Below are 16,060 nucleotides of genomic sequence, written 5' to 3' on the forward strand. Positions count from 1 at the left end.
TGACGCAGGTGATGACATGATGGTCTCCTCCCCGGTCGATCCCCGGGCCAAGTACGCGCGCTGGGTCGCTCCACTGTGCTGGACGGCGGTGGCGCTCGAAGGGTTCGACCTCGTGGTGCTGGGTGTGGTACTGCCCGCGCTGCTGAAGATCCCGAGCTGGGGCCTCGACCCCAACACGGCGTCGCTGATCTCGGTGGTCGGCCTCCTCGGCGTGGCCGTGGGCGCGCTCGCCATCGGCCCGGTCAGCGACCTGTTCGGCCGGCGCGGCACGATGCTGCTCACGGTCACGAGCTTTTCGCTGTTCACGCTGCTCTGCGCGGTCGTCGACGGCCCGTGGCTGTTCGGGTTGCTGCGGTTCCTCGCCGGCCTGGGCCTCGGCGGCGTGCTGCCCACCGCGCTCGCCCTGATCACCGAATACGCCCGCGTCGGCCGCGGTGGCAGCGCCACCACGGTGCTGATGACGGGTTACCACGTCGGCGCCGTCCTCACGGCGCTGCTGGGCATCCTCGTCGTCGAGCAGCACGGCTGGCAGTGGATGTTCGTGATCGGTGCGGCGCCGGCGGTGATCCTGGTGCCGCTGATGGTGAAGTTCCTGCCGGAGTCGTCGGCTTTCCTGGCCGCGCGGCGCAATCCGGCGGCGTCCCGGGTGGCTCGGGCTCGCCGTGACCGCAACCCGGTCGCCATCCTTTTCCGCCACGGCTACGCCCGCGCGACGATCGCCTTCTGGGTCACGTCGTTCATGGGCTTGCTCCTGGTGTACGGCCTCAACACCTGGCTGCCCCAGATCATGCGCGAGGCCGGCTACGAACTGGGCGCGGCGCTGGCCCTGCTGCTGGTGCTCAACGTGGGCGCCGTCATCGGCCTCCTCATCGGCGGCCGCGTCGCCGATCGCCTGGGTTATCGGCGCTCCACCATCACGTGGTTCACGGTGGCCGCGGTGTTCCTGGCGCTGCTGAGCATCAAACTGCCGGGCTTCAGCGTGTACGTCGGCGTCCTGCTCGCGGGGATCTTCACGTTCAGCGCGCAGGTGCTGGTCTACGTCTACGTCGCCCGCGTGTACCCGACGTCGGCCCGCGGCACCGCCCTCGGCGCCGCCAGCGGCATCGGCCGCTTCGGCGCCATCTCCGGCCCGCTGGTGACCGGCTTCCTGCTCACCGCGGGCATCGCCTACCCGTGGGGCTTCTACCTGTTCGCGGTCGTCGCCGCGGTCGGCGCGGTGGCCATCGCCACCGTCAACCGCGATCCGGCGCCGGACGCGCCGCTGGAGACGGTCGCGGACGAAACGCCGGCAGCTCCCGCCGAGTAGCTTCCGCGCCCGGCCACCGGGTTTCTCCGCCCGGTGGCCGGCCCACTCGGCTGATCAGCGCGATTCGGCAGGCCAGAGCCGGATCTGCCAGACTTCTGCCGTCGCACCGGTTTCGCTGTCCTCGGCGGGCCGGACGGCCGTGCGGCGCGCGGCGAGGCGGTAGTCGCCGGCGCGGTTGAGAGTCACGGTCCGGTCGCCGGGGCTCGCGGTGATGCAGGCGATCACCACGCGACCGGTCGAGGTGTGGAAGACGTGCTCGCCCGTGCCGTCGGCGCCGGGCGGGCCGGTGGGTGGCCAGAGTTCGAGGGTCACGTCCGCGGTGAGCGACGTGTCGAGGGCGTGGCACAGCGCGCCGCCGGGCCCGGCGACGACCAGCCAGGCCGGGTCCGGTGGCACGGGAAGGTCTGCCGGCGAGTCTTCGCCGAAGACGCCGAAGACGCCGAAGACGGTGAAGAGGGAGTGGTCGATGAGGACACGAGCACGGCACGCCTCGTCCGGCGCCGGCCGGCTCACGTCGCTTCGCGGCATTCGCGCAGCCCAGGGCCCGGCATAATCGCGGCCATGGACCAGCTCCGTCTCCGTGCCGCCGAGCCTCACGAGGCGGCGGCCATCACCGAGCTCGCCCGCCGTTCGAAGGCGTACTGGGGCTACAGCCGGGAGTTCCTCGACCGCGTCCGCGAGGACCTCACCGTGCACGCCCACCAGATCCGGGCCGGGAACGTCGTGGTGGCCGAGGACGGAACCACCCTGCTCGGGTACTACCGGCTCGGCGGCGCACCGCCGGACGGAGAACTCGCCGACCTCTTCGTCGACCCCGGCGCCATCGGCACAGGGCTCGGCCGCCGGCTGTGGGACCACGCCGTCGGCCAAGCGCGCGAGCGCGGCTTCCGTTCCCTCGAGCTCGAAGCCGACCCGAACGCCGAGCCGTTCTACCTCCACGTGGGTGCCACGAAGACGGGCGAGCGGCAAGTGGCCTCCGGCCGAACCCTGCCCGTCCTGCGGGTCGACCTCCGCTGAGTTTGCTGTGACCGGCCTGTGTGACTAGAGCGTGTCCTGCAAGTGGTTGAACCGGCTGTCTGGTAGGTGCGCCGGGTGGTTGGTCGCGGGTCATCAACGCGGTCTTGTGGAGGCGCTGCGCACCGGCGCTGCCTGGCGTGCCCTGCCCGACCGCGACGGCCCCGGGACAACCGCTCATGAACGGCTGCGGCTGGGGCCAAGGACGGCACCTGGGACAAGATCCTCGACCGCGTGATCGTCACAGACGACGCCGTCGGCGATCTCGAGTGGATCATTTCGGTCGGCTCGAGCGTGCCGCGTCGCCAACGGCTCCCACGGTGGGGGCCACCTGACCTTCGATGCCACGGTCCACACGCACCGCAATGTCGTCGAACGCTGCTTCAACCGGCGCACACAGTTCCGTGATCCGGACACCCGCTACGCCAACTACCAGGCAGAACTCACCATCGCTGCCATCGTCCTCTGGCTCCGATGACCTACAGTCAAGCTAGGCCTGCTGCGATCGGCCGTACGCCACCAGCCGCTCGCCGGTGGTGCGGATGTGGCGTTCCACGGCGGCGCGCGCGCCCTTCGCGTCGCCCACGCCGACGAGGTCCAGGATCTCCACGTGTTCCGCGCCGGCTTCCTCCGGGCGGTGCAGCCCGCCGCCGGTGCCCCACATGCGCACGTAGCGCTCGGCGCGGGACTTGAGCTGCGCGACGAGCTCGAGGGCCGTCACGTCGTGCGCGTATTCGTTCATGGTGCGGTGGAACTTCCCGTTGAGCCGCAGCCACTCCGCGTGGTCGTCCTCACCGCGCATGGCCTTCTCGGCGGCGCGCAGCTCCTTCACGACACCGACGGGGATGTTCGGCACGGCGCGCTCCAGGAGGTACCCCTCGATCAGCGCGCGGTTGTCGTAGATCTCGCTGATGCGCTCAAGCGACAGTCCGCGTACGACGGCGATGTGGTGCGCACGCAGTTCGATGAGCCCTTCGGCCAGGAGCTGCCGCATCGCCTCCCGCACGGGCACGCGCGAGATTTCGAAGTGATCGGCGATCGCCGCCTGCTTGAGCACCGCTCCGTCGGCCAGCGCGCCGCTCTGGATCGCGTTGCGGAGGCTGTCGGCGATGAAGTCGGCAGCGATGCGCCGCCCGGGCTCGAACGACTCGAGCTTGAGCATCGTCAGATCGGTGCTGGTCACCAAGAATCCCTGCTGGTCGTAGGAGGGCCGGTCGAGAGCTGGTTGCCTGGCACTCGGAGTCCCGCCACTGAAAGCTTACTGTATTCAGTTTACGGTCAACCGGACGTTGGGGGCGCAGCCGGGTCGGTGACGGTCGCGGCGGCACGCGAACGCCGGACCGCCAGCGCCGTGCACAGGCCGGTCGCGAGCGCGACACACGCGCCCGAGAGCAGGAACGCCCACACGTACGAATGCGCAGCCGGCAGCCCGCCGGGCAGCGGGTGCACCGCGAACAGGACGCCGACGATCGCGCTGCCGAGCGAGTTGCCCACGGCGTACAGCACGGTCGCGACGGTCAGCGCGGTTGCGGACCGGCGCGCCGGCGCGTCCGCGAGCAGCATCACCTGCGCCGCCGCGATGCCCATCGTGTTGCCGAACGCGTACACGGCAAGGGCGATCATCATCGGCACCGGGATCGTGTGGAACGCCGCGAGCGCCAGGTACGACACCGTGCAGCCCAGCACCGCGATCGCCGTGGTCGCGACGAACCCGAGCCGACGGCCCAGCCGCCGCAGCAGGAACGCGCCGACGAGCCCGCCGAGCGCCGTCGGAATCGCGAACAAGGTGACCTGCAACGGGGAGAAACCGAACCCGTAGCCGGCCTTCGGCGGCGTCTGCGCGAAGCGGGTCACGGCTGAGATCGCGCCGTAGATGCCGAACGCGATCAGCAGCACGACCACGTTGGGCAGCCACACCCCGGGCAGGGTGAGCACCCGGACGTCGATCAGCGGGTGCCGTGTGCGCCGCTCGACCACCCAGAAGACGCCCAGCAGCACCACCGCCGCGGCGAACAGGCCGAGCACGGCGCCGGAACCCCAGCCCCACGCCGGTCCCTTGGAGATCGCGAGCAGGAGGCACACGAGGCTCACCGCGAGCAGCGCACCGCCCGGCACGTCGAAACCGCCGTGCCCGCGCTCGTTGCTTTCGCGGACGAACAGCAGGGTGCCGATCAGGCCCAGTGCCACCACCACGCCCGCGACGTAGAAGTAGGCGTGAAAGCTCGGGTCGAACGCGCCGATCAGCCCGCCGAGCAGTAGTCCGCCACCGACTCCGACGGTGTTGCCCGCGTGGATCGTGGCGATCGTGCCCTGCGCGCGGGCGGGGCTCATCGTGTCGCTCGCCAGCGAGGCGGGCAGCGCGAGCATCGGCGCCTGCGCGCCCATCAGCACGCGGCCGACGAGCAGCAGCGCGACGCTGTCGGTGACCATGCCGAGCACCGCGCCCACGAGCACCAGCGAGAGCGCGACGACGATGATCCGCCGCTTGCCGTGCAGGTCGGCCAGCCGCGTCAGCACTGGGATGGCGACGGCGCCGCCCAGCAGCTCGGCCGTGAGCAGCCACGACACCTCCGCGGCGCCGAGGTGCAGCTGCTGCCCGAGGTGGGGCAGCAACGGCACGATGCCGACCTGGAGGAACAGCACGGTGAAGCTCAGGAACGTCAGTACCGCGACGGCGAGGCGGCCGTTGCCGGTGCGGGCAAGGGAAACCGAGGGGAGGCGAGTGGTCATCACGCTCTCCCGGGTCGAAGGGAAGTGGCGACTGTAGACATTGTGCCTCCGTGGTGTTCAGGAGGTGGTCTCGAGACGGATGGACGCCTGGCGAGTACAGCGGCTCGACGTGTGTTGGAGAGGTGTATACACCTCGGCGCCGCGTTCGCCAAGCCCGCAGGAGTGCAGTAGCCGACCGGATTTTTCCCTGCCAACGCCGCCCGGCCCGTGGAATCCGCCGAAGTACGACTGCCGGCCCGGGCGGCCGGCGTGGTGGTGAAGTCGCTGCTGCCCACGTGGGTGTTGCCGTAGTTCGCGGACATAGTGTATACAGTTGCCAGTTAAGGAGGTTCAATGACGCGTGTCCTTACGCAGGACCGGGTTCGAGCCCGGTTGCGCGACACCGTGGATCCGGAGCGGGGCCGGATCCCGATGTTCGTCTACTCCGATCCCGATGTCTACGAGCTCGAGCTGAAGACGGTGTTCCGCGAGGCGTGGCTGTTCGTCGCGCACGTCTCCGAACTGCCGGAGGCGGGTTCGTTCGTCGTGCGGGACATGGGCGAGGAGTCGGTGATCGTCGCGCGCGGCGACGACGAGACGGTGCGGGTGTTCCTCAACTCGTGCCGGCACCGGGGCATGCGCCTGGCGTGCGAGGACTTCGGGGCCACGAACCGGTGGCGCTGCCCGTACCACGGCTTCACCTACGGCAGCAAAGGCGAATTCCTCGGCACCCTGATCGGCGCCCCCTACGAACGCATCGCCTACCCGGGCGGCCTCGACCGCGACGCGCTGCACCTGATCGAAGCGAAGGTCGGCATCCACCAGGGCCTGGTGTTCGCCACGTGGGCGAAGGAGCCCGACGGCCTGCGCAGCTACCTCGGTGACCTCGCCTGGTACCTCGACCTCGTCGTCGGACGGGCCGAGCTGGAGGTGGTCGGGGTCCCGCAGAAGTGGATCGTCCCGACCGGCTGGAAGCTCCCGTCGGAGAACTTCACGGCCGACGCCTACCACACCGCCACCGCCCACTCCTTCACCGCGCGGCTCGGGCTGACCAAAGGCGTGGACTTCGGCCGCGACGGCTACCACGTCGACCCCGGCGGCGGCCACGGCCTGGGCATCGGCGTCCACGACGAGGCCGAGGGCTCCTACTTCCCGCCCGAACTGGCCGACGAGTATGCCGCGCGGCTGGACCCCGACCAGTTCGCGCTGCTCAAGCGGATCAAGAACACCCACGGCAACGTCTTCCCGAACCTCTCCTTCCTGATCCCGAACTTCATCGAGATCGACGGCCGCCGCGTGACCGGCATGATGCTGCGGCTGTGGCAGCCGTATGGTCCCGACAAGGTCCAGGTGTGGTCCTGGCACCTGGTCGAGAAGAACGCGCCGCAGTGGTGGAAGGACCTCGGCCGCAAGATGTACACGCAGACCTTCGGCGCCTCGGGCATGTTCGACCAGGACGACACCGAGAACTGGGAAGCCCAGACCCGCAACGCCAACGCCGCGCTCACCCGCAGCGAAGAGGTGTACCTGCACTACGAAATGGGTCTCGACGTCGACCCGCTGACGGACTTTCCTGGCCCGGGCGCAGTCTACGGCGGCAAGTTCAGCGAGGCCGCCGGGCGCAGCTTCTACCGCACCTGGCTCGATCACCTGATCGGAGCTGAGCGCCCGTGAGCGGACCCGCCCCGCGCGTGGCGCTGGAGGTGCGCCTGACCGTCCACGACTTCCTCGTCGACGAAGCCGCGCTGCTCGACCACGGCCGCTTCGAGGAGTGGCTCGCGCTGTTCACCGACGACGTCGAGTACACGGCCCCGATCCGCGTCACCCGCAAGACCGGTAATCCCGGCGTCGTCGAGGACATCGGCTGGTTCGACGACAACCGCGCGTCGCTCGGGCTGCGGGTGCGGCGCCTGGCCACCGACGTGGCGTGGGCCGAGGATCCGCCCTCGATGACGCGCCGGTTCGTCACCAACATCCGCATCGTGCCTGCCGAAGACGGCTACGTCGTGACCAGCAACCTCATGCTGTTCCGCAGCCGCGGCGACGGCGGGACGTACGACCTCGTCGTGGGCGAGCGGACCGACTTGCTGCGCGAAGTGGACGGAGACCTGAAGATCAGCCGGCGCCGGATCCTGCTGGACCAGGCGTCGCTCGGCACGAAGAACCTGGGTGTGTTCCTATGAGCGAGATTTCGACTGACCAGACCCGCTGCCAGGGTTACGGCAACTGCGCGGCCGCCGCGCCCGAGGTGTTCGACCTCGATGACACCGGGCTCGTCGAGGTGCTCAATGCGAACCCGGAAGGCCCGGAACTGGCGCGGGCGCGCGAAGCGGCCACGATGTGCCCGGTGCAGGCCATCACCGTCGGCTGACGCCCCACGACGAAAAGGGGCCCGGGACGCGCGTCCCGGGCCCCCTTCGCGTTCACAGGTCGACGGCGAGGTACTGCGGCTCCAGGAACTCGTGGATGCCGTGGAAGCCGCCTTCGCGTCCCAGGCCCGACTGCTTCGTGCCGCCGAACGCCGCGGCCGGATCCGACGCGACGCCGCGGTTCACGGCCACCATGCCGGAGTCCATCCGCCGGCCGACGCGCAGCGCGTCGGCGACCGTGCCGCCCACGACGTAGGAGATCAGGCCGTACTCGGTGTCGTTGGCCATCCGCACGGCATCGGCCTCGTCGTCGAAGGTGATGATCGGTGCGATGGGGCCGAAGATCTCCTCGCGCGTGATCGTGGTGCCGTGTTCCACCCCGGTGAGTACGGCCGGGGCGACGAACGCGCCGCGCACCGGCGCGGTCCCGGCGGCGTACACGCTGGCCCCGTCATCCTCGGCGGCCGCGACGAGACCGGTGATCTTGTCCCGTTCGCCCGTGCTGACCATGGCGCCGAGGTCGTTGCCGCGGTCGAGGCCGGGGCCGACGGCCAGCTTGCCCAGCGCCTGGCCCAGCGCCCCGGCGAACGCGCCGGCGAGCGTCGCGTGGACGTAGAAGCGGTTGGCCGCGGTGCAGGCGGCGCCGCCGTTGCGCATCTTGGCGATCATCGCGACCTCGACCGCGGTGTCCACATCGGAGCCTTCGAGGACCAGGAAGGGCGCGTTGCCACCGAGTTCCATCGACGGCGAGACGATGCGGTCCGCGGCCTCGTGCAGCAGGATCCGGCCCACCGCCGTCGACCCGGTGAACGACAGCTTCCGCACGCGCTCGTCCGCCAGCATCGCCTTGACGACGTCGCCGGCGTTCGTGGTGGTGACCACGTTGACCACGCCGGCGGGAGCTCCCGCGCGGCGCAGGACGTCGGCCACCAGCAGCGCGGTGAGCGGCGTTTCGGCCGCGGGCTTGAGCACGACGGTGCAGCCGGCCGCGAGCGCGGGCGCGATCTTGCGCGTCGCCATCGCGGCGGGGAAGTTCCACGGGGTCACCAGCACGGAGACTCCGATCGGGCGGTGGTCCAGCACGATGGTCTTGTCGGCCGCGGGGGAGAGGCGGAAATCGCCGGGGACGCGGGCCGCCTCCTCGGAGAACCAGCGGAAGAACTCGGCGGCGTAGGCAGTTTCGCCGGCCGCGTCGGCCCACGCCTTGCCGTTCTCGAGCACGATGGTCCGCGTGATCGTCTCGGCTTCGGCGGTCATGATCTCCCACGCGCGACGCAGGATTTCCGCCCGCTGCCGCGGCGCCGTGGCCGACCACGACGGCAGTGCGTCGTGGGCCGCTGTGACGGCGGCGAGGCCGGCGGCGACGTCGGCGTCCGCGACCTTCGCGAGCACCTCGTCGGTCGCGGGGTCGAACACGGCGAAGCGGTCCGGCGGCGGCTCCCAGCCGCCGTTGACGAACAGGTCGGACGGGTACGGTGAGGTCACCGGGACTCCTTACGGGGTGGGTCAGCCGGCGACGAGCGAACGCCCGCCGTCGAGCCGGAGGATCTCGCCGGTCAGCGCGCCGGCGGCGGGATCGGCCAGCAGCCGCACGTAGTGCGCGACCTGGCCGGGGGTGAGCAGGACACCAAGCGGGTTGCCGCCGCGGATGCGGTCTTCGCGGGTGGCCGCGGAATCGTCGTCCCACAGTGCCCGGCCGTGCCCGACGCGCAGGCCGGTGCGCACGCCGCCGGGCGCGACGCCGTTGACGCGGACGTCGGGCGCGAGGGCGCGGGCCGCCCACTTCAGCACGCCCAGGTCGGCGTGTTTCGAGGCGGTGTAAGCGATTCCGGCGCCGTTGCCGCCGGACAGGAAACTCGCGTCGGACAGCACGAAGACCACGCAACCCGCGGCGGCGCGCAGGGCCGGAGCTGCGGCCGCGAGCGTGAGGACGTAGCCCTTGACGTTGATCGAGGTCACCGCGTCCACCAGTTGCGCGAGCTCCGCCAGTTCCGTGTCCAGGCCCGCGCCGCCGTCGTGCACGCCGGCGGCGAGCACCAGCACGTCGAGCCGGCCCTGGGGTGCGGCGGTGGCGACGGCGTGCCGGACCGCGTCCGGATCGCGCACGTCGCCGGTCACGGAGTTGACGCGCTCGTCCGGGCCGCGTTCCCGGTCCAGACCGGTGACCGCGGCACCGGTAGCGGCGAAGGATTCCGCGATGGCGGCGCCGATCCCGCCGGCCGCGCCGGTGACCAGCACTCGGGTGACGGCTTCACCCACGGGGGCCTCGGCCTCGCGCGCGGGGCCCGTTCGACGCTCGGGACATGCACCACTCCTCACGACCTTGACGGGTGACGCCGCCACCATAGTATAAAGGTGGCAACTGTCTACAGTTGCAACCTTGGGGGCCGGTGCCGGTTCCGCCGACGAGCTCCGTTCCCCGCCGAGCCGGAGCGCACCCGCACGCCGCGCTCGGTTCACCTGCCCCGACAACCGAGAGGTCCGCTATGCCTGACTACACCCGTGCCGACGTCAAGGCGCGAGCGCGCGAGCAGTGGAGGGGTGCCTGCAACGTCACGCTGCCCTCGTTCACCGCCGACTTCTCGTCGCTCAACGAAGAGGGGATCCGCCACGACGTCCGGCACGCGGCCGAGCTCGGGTTCTGGGGCACGCTCATCGCCAGTGAGTGCGGCACGACCGACGAGGAGTACCTGCGGTTCCTCGAAGTCGCGCTCGAGGCGGCGCCGGCCGGGTTCCGGATCGTGTCGCACCTGAGCTTCGACACCACCGAGCAAATCGTCCGCGTCGCGCGGCGCTCGTACGAAATGGGCGCGGAGGCCGCGCTGCTGTCCTACCCGCCGTCGTTCGTGCCGGCCAGTCCGCAGGAGATCGCCGACTGGACCGCCGACGTCGCCCAGGCTTCCGACGTCGCGCTGATCATGTTCGCCGTGATGACGTGGGGGTTCAAGCGGTTGGACCCGAGCGGGTTCCCGAAGTCGGCGCTCGAGCAGATCGTCGGCCTCGAGACGGCCGCGGCGCTGAAGTTCGAGATCGGCGGGCCGGCGACGATGACCGCGTTCTCCGACGCGATGCACTCCTACGGCAAGCGCGTCCTGGTCGAGAACCCGATGGAGCAGTACCTTCCGGTGCAGTTCCGCGATTACGGCGTCCGTTGGATCGGCACGAGTGCGTACGAGAGCTTCGGTGGCCGGGTGCCGGAGATCTTCCGGCTGCTCGAAGCGGGGGAGGTCGACAAGGCTCTGGAGGTGTTCTGGAGCTACCAGTCCGGCCGTGAGGCGAAGGGCGCCTTCCACGCGAGCTTCGCCGGCGCCGGGCTGATCCACCGCGTGGGCTGGAAGTACCTGGGCTGGCTCAACGGGTTCAACGGCGGGTTGCTGCGCATGCCGCAGATGCGGCTCAACCCCGGCCAGATGAAGAGCCTGCGCGCGGGCCTCGCCGGCAGCGGGTTCGACCTGCCGGCCGACGACGCCGCGTTCTACGCCGGCCGGGTCGGCTGACCCCATGACACTGCACTTCACGGCCCACGACGTGCGCGCGCTCGTCACCGGCGACGTGGCGCTCGCGGCGGCCCGCGACGCCGTGCAGGCCGAGGCGGAGGGCGAGACGCTGGCGGTCGCGCGCACCGACATGCCCACGCCCCGCGGGTTCCTGCGCGTGATGCCCGGCCGGTTCCGCGGGATCGGCGGGATGAAGACGATGTCGATGACCCGGGGCGTCGGCAACCGCTACCTGCTCACCGTCTACGACCTCACCGACGGGGACGTGCTGGCGATCCTCGACGCCGACCAGATCACGCGCCTGCGCACGGCCGCCACCACGACGATCGCGGCCGAGCTGCTGCTCGCCGGCGCGGAACCGGTGCGGCTCGGCCTGCTGGGCACGGGGTTCGAGGCGACCGGGCACCTGCGGAGCCTCGCGAAGCGCTTCCCGCTGGCCGAGGTGTCCGTCTACAGTCGCGACGCCGGCCGGCGCGACCGGTTCGCTGGCGCGCAGAGCGAGTCCCTGGGCATCGAGGTGGTTCCGGTCGACAGCCCGGAAGCGGCGGTGGCCGGCACCGAACTCGTGTGCCTGGCCACGAAGAACAACCGGCCCGTCGTCGACGGGGCCGCGTTCGCACCGGGCGCGGTCGTGCTGTCGATCGGGTCCACGCGGCCGGATCTGCGCGAGCTGGACGAGCGCGCGTTCGCCCGGGCCTCTCGCGTGCTCGTCGACTCCGTGCCGGGCGTGCTCGCCGAATCCGGCGACGTGCGGGCCGCGCTGGACGCCGGTGTGCTCCAGCAACAGCAAATCGTGCCGATGGCGGCGTGGACCACCGCCCCGGACGACCCCACCGGCCTGCGGATCTTCAAGTCCGTGGGCACAGCGCTGCAGGACCTCGCGCTCGCCGCCGCGGTGATCGAGGCCGCCTCGGCCGGTGGCCGTGGCCGCGAGCTGGGAGAGCTCGCCGCGCTCAAACCCAGTGAAGCACCTCCTCGGCCCGCGCGCGCCGAGGCGTGAAGAACGGAGAAACCATGACCCGACACGTCATCCGGTTCGCGCACGCGATCGTCGAGGTGCCCGATCCCGGCGCGTCCACCGAGTTCCTCACCACCGGCCTGCGGTTCGCGCACGAGCGGCGCGACGACGTCGACTGGTTCGTGCCGCGCGGCGAGTACAACGCGCCGGGCCGCCCGGGGCTCGGGCTCGTCGAGGGCAGCGGGACGAAGCTGCGGCAGATCACCGTCGACGTCGAACCCGGTTCGCTCGACACCGTCGCGGCGAACCTCGACGGTCTCAAGCACCCGTGGTCCCGGGACGACACCGGCCTGCGCACGGCCGACCCGGCGGGCACTCCGCTGCTGCTGCGCGTGCCCGAGCCCGAGAAGTGGCCGCAGCCCTCGGCGCAGAACACGCCGCGCCGTCTCGGGCACATCAACTTCAAGCTGCCGAGTGTCCTCGCCGTCGACGAATTCTGGCAACAAGCCTTCGGGGCGAAGAAGTCCGAGCAGATCGGCAAGGAGTTCGCGTTCCTGCGTTTCGGGTCCGAGCACCACAACCTGGGCCTGCGCGAAGGCGAGGGGCCGGCCATCCACCACCTGGGGTTCCAGCTGCCCGGCTGGGACGCCTACCGCGAGATCTGCGACCACCTCGCCGAGACCGGCTACTCGGTCGAGTACGGCCCTGGCCGGCACGGGCCCGGCAACAACATCTTCATCTACGTGGTCGACCCGACGTCCGGGCTGCGGTTCGAGCTGTTCACGGACATGGAGCACATCCACGACGAGAACCACTACGAGCCGCCGCGGTGGCAGCTGAGCGACCGACCCCGCACCATGAACAAGTGGGGCCCGACGCCGCCCGACTCGTTCCTGTTCGGCTAGTCCACTGTGGACCGCGAGAGAGGAGAGCGATGACCGCACCGTGGTGGTCGCAGCTGTTCGACGGCGAGGAAGCCCGCGCCTACCACCGTCAGCACGGCGGTGATCGGCGCCCGCTGGGGCAGCGTCCGGTCGTCCTGGTCGTCGACGTGACCCGCGCGTTCACGGGCGAGGAAGGCGAAACGCTCGACGAGTCCACCGCGCGGTGGCCGACGAGCTGCGGTCCGAACGCCTGGACGGCCATACCCTACCTGCGGCAGGTCATCGACCTGGCGATCGCCCGCGGCTGGCCCCTCGTCTACACGACGGCCGAGGTCGGCGCGGCCGCGCGATTCGGCGGTACGGTGAAGGGTGAGCTCTCCGCCATGGGTTCGCCCATGGACCTGCCGGGCGCCCAGGAGATCCCGGACGCGATCGCGCCGCCCGCCGGTGCCCTGGTGCTCGCCAAACCCAAAGCCAGCGCCTTCTTCGACACCTCGCTGGTGGCCCACCTCATCCGGCTCGGGGCCGATTCCCTCGTCGTCACCGGTGCCACCACGTCCGGCTGCGTCCGTGCCACCGTCGTCGACGGCCACTCGCACGGCTGGCCGGTGTTCGTCGTCGAGGACGCCTGCTTCGACCGCGCGCGCCTGAGCCACGGCGTGAACCTGTTCGAGATGAACGCCAAGTACGCGGACGTGCTGACCACCACGGAGCTGACCGAACTGGCCGGCTGAGGAACACGCGGATTCCGGCGCCCGTGAGTTCTGTCCAGGAAGGGCGAGCGTGGCGTGCGACGGAGGAAGGCCCCGGCCGGCGGGCGTCGGCCGGGGGCCTACCGATCAACACTCACGTCTCAGCCGTCCCGTGGTGACGCGGTCGATTTCGCCTACTTCTTGACCGGCCGAGCGTGGGTTGAGCCTTGGGTGCCGAGGGCCTGCAGCTGCGATCGGATGGGCGGCCGGCCAGAGCAGAAGCGACGCTGCGAAGATTGGTGCGGTCCAGGACTGGGTGTGTGGGGATGCATTCCCCAAGAAATCTTTGGCTTAACGCTGGTTCGTTCACCTTCGACTGGCCGTCAGAACTGACGCGGAGGGCGTAGCGAACCTAGTATGCCCACGTTGTCTTGGCTGAGACCTCCTGTTGCGGTTGCGAAGCTTGCGTCGCTACGTGCCACCTTGTGCACGCCCTCAGGTGGCACGCCACCCACCCACGTGACTCACGGTTTCCTCACCGGCCACTACAGCCACGTCTCGATCACGTTGGGTGCTTGGTGTGCATGACCGGACGCAGGCTGGCTTCCTCTGGCTGGCGGATTTCGAAGCACGATGGTCCGAGTACACGTAGTAATCGGACGTGGTGTCGTGCCGCCGGGGAGGGTGAGTTGAACGACTATGAGCTTGTCTCATTTGGCGAGTTTCTTGTGGCAGGTGATGGTGGCGGCGAGGGTGAGGAAGGCGAGGTAGTGGCCGGCTTTGCGTTCGTAGCGGATGGTCAGTCGCCGGTAGCCGGTCAGCCAGGCGATGGACCGTTCGATCACCCACCGGTGTTTGCCGAGTTTCTCGGCGGATTCGATGCCCTTGCGGGCGATGCGCGGGACGATCCCGCGCTGGCGCAGCCAGGCGCGCAGGGCGGGGATGTCGTAGGCCTTGTCGGCGTGGAGTTTGGCCGGTTTCCGGCGCCGCGGTCCGCGGCGCGATCGGATCGGCGGCAGCGCGTTGACCAGAGGTCTGAGCGCGTGGCTGTCGTGAGTGTTGGCCGCGGAGATCGCGACGGTCAGGGGCAGCCCGGCCCCGTCGGACAGTACGTGGATCTTCGAGCCCGGTTTGCCGCGGTCGACCGGGCTCGGACCGGTCAGACCGCCCCCCTTTTGGCCCTGACGGATGCTCCGTCGAGGACCGCGCGAGACCAGTCGATCAAACCCCGGCCGCCCAGTTCGTCCAGCACTGCCTGATGCAACTGCCGCCACAGCCCGGCCTCGGTCCATTCGGTGAACGTCCGGTGCGCCGTGGGCACCGATACCCCGAACGAGGGCGGCAGGTGCCGCCACGCACAACCACTGGTCAACACGAACACGATCGCCGTGAACACCGCCCGCGGATCAGTCCGCGCACGACCACCACCCTGCGGACGCTCCTTTGCCGGCGGGACCAGCGGTTCCACCAACGCCCACAAGTCATCGGGCACCAGCCGTTGCGACAGCGAGTCGATCACGGTACAAGATCATTGCAGCCCAACGGGAAAGATCCAAACGAGACACGCTCTATGTGTCGCTGTTGCCGTCGACGTTGCAATGGGTCTCGAATTGGCTTGGATCCGTGTCGGCTGTGCCCTGGCCTTTGTGGATCGGCCTTCTGTTCCCGGTCTACGTCGCGGCGATCTCAGTAGTCGTGTGGCTCTTGCGGGGTCGATTCTGGCCGTGCAGTGCGCGTATCCGAAGACCAGCAAAGGGTGGGAGTGCCGTTACTGGGTCGCGGGTGAGTGGTCGCGGTGCCGGCACCACAACCGTCGACGAAGCTACCGGTTCGGTCATTCGGTGAACCCTGGCATCCAGCGCTGGCAGACGTTCGGCAAGGGCGATGTGATCGTCGACCGGAAGGAGCACGGCGTGGGCCTGGTGCGGCTGCGGCCTGCCGGCGCAACGCTGCTCTACCAGCGTGGGTACCCTCGTCCGCCGCTCATGGTCCTTCGCCAATTGCCGGCGGCGGCTGTGGCGGAGTGGCGCCGGATTCGGGAGGTTCGCATCAAAGTGCCGCCCGGCGGTCCGCAGCTGGACGTCGCGTCGGGGTCCACACGCACCGATATTGCGGAGGGCCTCGAGCGGGTGGTCGCCGCGACCCGGCTCGCGATGATCTCCTTCGCGACGGCGATCATGCTGACTGGAGTGGCGGTGGCGGTGGACGGCGTGGCACAAACTGTTCTGCAGTATGTCGCGACGTTGGGATTTGTGCCGGCCTGGGCCGCGACGAGAGCTGGGATCTGCAGCAGGGGTGAGGCTTGGTTGCGAGGAGCGTGGCTGAAGAGCCTGAAGTGGTGGTTGTTCATCTTTGTGCCGGTCGGTGTGCTCAATCTGGTCTTCACGGTCGCGAATACGAGCCCGCATTGAAGCCCGGTGCGAGGGCGAGCCGCGGTGGTGACGAGATCGCTGATGGCCGCCCTGGTCGTCAGTGGCGTCTTGATGTGGCCGATCGTGTGCTGCTGGTGGCGACGTGCTGGTGGACGAACCTGACGTTGGCGGCACAGTTGAAGAACTACCGCTACTGGGCGAATGTGCAAGATCGCGATCGACGCCGAGGCCGGCTGGAGATCGTTCGCCTGCGACGTGG

Annotated in this window: 16 protein-coding genes and 1 pseudogene; 11 read left to right on the top strand and 6 right to left on the bottom strand. The window is 70.0% G+C overall.

The window, feature by feature from the left end:
- The first annotated feature begins 16 nt into the window (after positions 1 to 16).
- Positions 17 to 1,306: an aromatic acid/H+ symport family MFS transporter gene (locus I6J71_RS17240; RefSeq protein WP_204095628.1), complete on the top strand. Its 1,290-nt coding sequence runs from the start codon at positions 17 to 19 to the stop codon at positions 1,304 to 1,306.
- Between the two features lie 54 nt (positions 1,307 to 1,360).
- On the opposite strand, the gene I6J71_RS17245 is transcribed toward I6J71_RS17240, so the two are convergent.
- On the bottom strand, positions 1,361 to 1,834 hold the full coding sequence (locus I6J71_RS17245) for a hypothetical protein (RefSeq protein WP_204095629.1): 474 nt from the start codon (positions 1,832 to 1,834) through the stop codon (positions 1,361 to 1,363).
- A gap of 33 nt (positions 1,835 to 1,867) precedes the next feature.
- Here I6J71_RS17245 and I6J71_RS17250 point away from each other — a divergent pair, with 33 nt between their 5' ends.
- The gene (locus tag I6J71_RS17250; RefSeq protein ID WP_204095630.1) at positions 1,868 to 2,323 is read left to right on the top strand and encodes a GNAT family N-acetyltransferase; all 456 of its coding nucleotides are present in this window, start codon (positions 1,868 to 1,870) and stop codon (positions 2,321 to 2,323) included.
- Positions 2,324 to 2,810: 487 nt separating this feature from the next.
- On the opposite strand, the gene I6J71_RS17255 is transcribed toward I6J71_RS17250, so the two are convergent.
- Together I6J71_RS17255 and I6J71_RS17260 are read right to left on the bottom strand one after the other, a co-directional pair.
- Positions 2,811 to 3,503: a GntR family transcriptional regulator gene (locus I6J71_RS17255; RefSeq protein WP_204095631.1), complete on the bottom strand. Its 693-nt coding sequence runs from the start codon at positions 3,501 to 3,503 to the stop codon at positions 2,811 to 2,813.
- A gap of 95 nt (positions 3,504 to 3,598) precedes the next feature.
- Positions 3,599 to 5,050, bottom strand: a complete 1,452-nt coding sequence (locus I6J71_RS17260) for an MFS transporter (protein WP_204095632.1) — start codon at positions 5,048 to 5,050, stop codon at positions 3,599 to 3,601.
- Positions 5,051 to 5,383: 333 nt separating this feature from the next.
- On the opposite strand from I6J71_RS17260, the gene I6J71_RS17265 reads away from it, so the two are divergent.
- The 3 genes from I6J71_RS17265 to I6J71_RS17275 are packed head-to-tail and all read left to right on the top strand — an operon-like array spanning position 5,384 to position 7,400.
- Positions 5,384 to 6,703, top strand: coding sequence for a Rieske 2Fe-2S domain-containing protein (locus tag I6J71_RS17265; RefSeq protein WP_204095633.1), 1,320 nt, complete (start codon positions 5,384 to 5,386; stop codon positions 6,701 to 6,703).
- The gene (locus I6J71_RS17270; RefSeq protein WP_204095634.1) at positions 6,700 to 7,212 is read left to right on the top strand and encodes a 3-phenylpropionate/cinnamic acid dioxygenase subunit beta; all 513 of its coding nucleotides are present in this window, start codon (positions 6,700 to 6,702) and stop codon (positions 7,210 to 7,212) included. Before I6J71_RS17265 ends, I6J71_RS17270 begins: the two co-directional genes overlap by 4 nt.
- Positions 7,209 to 7,400, top strand: a complete 192-nt coding sequence (locus I6J71_RS17275) for a ferredoxin (protein ID WP_204095635.1) — start codon at positions 7,209 to 7,211, stop codon at positions 7,398 to 7,400. Before I6J71_RS17270 ends, I6J71_RS17275 begins: the two co-directional genes overlap by 4 nt.
- Before the next feature lie 52 nt (positions 7,401 to 7,452).
- Here the strand turns inward: I6J71_RS17275 and I6J71_RS17280 are convergent, their stop codons facing one another.
- Entirely contained in the window at positions 7,453 to 8,883 is a 1,431-nt protein-coding gene (locus I6J71_RS17280) for an NAD-dependent succinate-semialdehyde dehydrogenase (RefSeq protein ID WP_204095636.1), read from the bottom strand.
- Positions 8,884 to 8,904: 21 nt separating this feature from the next.
- The gene (locus I6J71_RS17285) at positions 8,905 to 9,657 is read right to left on the bottom strand and encodes an SDR family oxidoreductase (protein WP_204095637.1); all 753 of its coding nucleotides are present in this window, start codon (positions 9,655 to 9,657) and stop codon (positions 8,905 to 8,907) included.
- A gap of 227 nt (positions 9,658 to 9,884) precedes the next feature.
- On the opposite strand from I6J71_RS17285, the gene I6J71_RS17290 reads away from it, so the two are divergent.
- Genes I6J71_RS17290 through I6J71_RS17305 form a run of 4 tightly spaced genes read left to right on the top strand, consistent with a single transcriptional unit; the run spans position 9,885 to position 13,471 of the window.
- On the top strand, positions 9,885 to 10,895 hold the full coding sequence (locus I6J71_RS17290) for a dihydrodipicolinate synthase family protein (RefSeq protein WP_204095638.1): 1,011 nt from the start codon (positions 9,885 to 9,887) through the stop codon (positions 10,893 to 10,895).
- Positions 10,896 to 10,899: 4 nt separating this feature from the next.
- Positions 10,900 to 11,895 (top strand): hypothetical protein, encoded by a 996-nt coding sequence (locus I6J71_RS17295; protein ID WP_204095639.1) that lies wholly within the window; start codon positions 10,900 to 10,902, stop codon positions 11,893 to 11,895.
- Positions 11,896 to 11,909: 14 nt separating this feature from the next.
- Positions 11,910 to 12,758, top strand: coding sequence for a VOC family protein (locus I6J71_RS17300; protein ID WP_204095640.1), 849 nt, complete (start codon positions 11,910 to 11,912; stop codon positions 12,756 to 12,758).
- Between the two features lie 29 nt (positions 12,759 to 12,787).
- Complete coding sequence (locus tag I6J71_RS17305) at positions 12,788 to 13,471, top strand: isochorismatase family protein (protein WP_204095641.1); 684 nt, start codon at positions 12,788 to 12,790, stop codon at positions 13,469 to 13,471.
- Positions 13,472 to 14,139: 668 nt separating this feature from the next.
- Here the strand turns inward: I6J71_RS17305 and I6J71_RS17310 are convergent.
- A protein-coding gene (locus I6J71_RS17310) for an IS5 family transposase (RefSeq protein ID WP_204097106.1) occupies positions 14,140 to 14,936 on the bottom strand; the annotation gives its coding sequence in 2 pieces (ribosomal slippage) (positions 14,140 to 14,606 and positions 14,606 to 14,936; 798 coding nt in all).
- A gap of 334 nt (positions 14,937 to 15,270) precedes the next feature.
- On the opposite strand from I6J71_RS17310, the gene I6J71_RS17315 reads away from it, so the two are divergent.
- Positions 15,271 to 15,840 (top strand): hypothetical protein, encoded by a 570-nt coding sequence (locus I6J71_RS17315; RefSeq protein ID WP_204095642.1) that lies wholly within the window; start codon positions 15,271 to 15,273, stop codon positions 15,838 to 15,840.
- A 14-nt stretch (positions 15,841 to 15,854) separates the two neighbouring features.
- Positions 15,855 to 15,968, top strand: a pseudogene (locus tag I6J71_RS17320) (IS5/IS1182 family transposase); the annotation flags it as partial.
- Positions 15,969 to 16,060: the final 92 nt, after the last annotated feature.

The sequence above is a fragment of the Amycolatopsis sp. FDAARGOS 1241 genome, assembly GCF_016889705.1.
Classification (GTDB): Bacteria; Actinomycetota; Actinomycetes; order Mycobacteriales; family Pseudonocardiaceae; genus Amycolatopsis.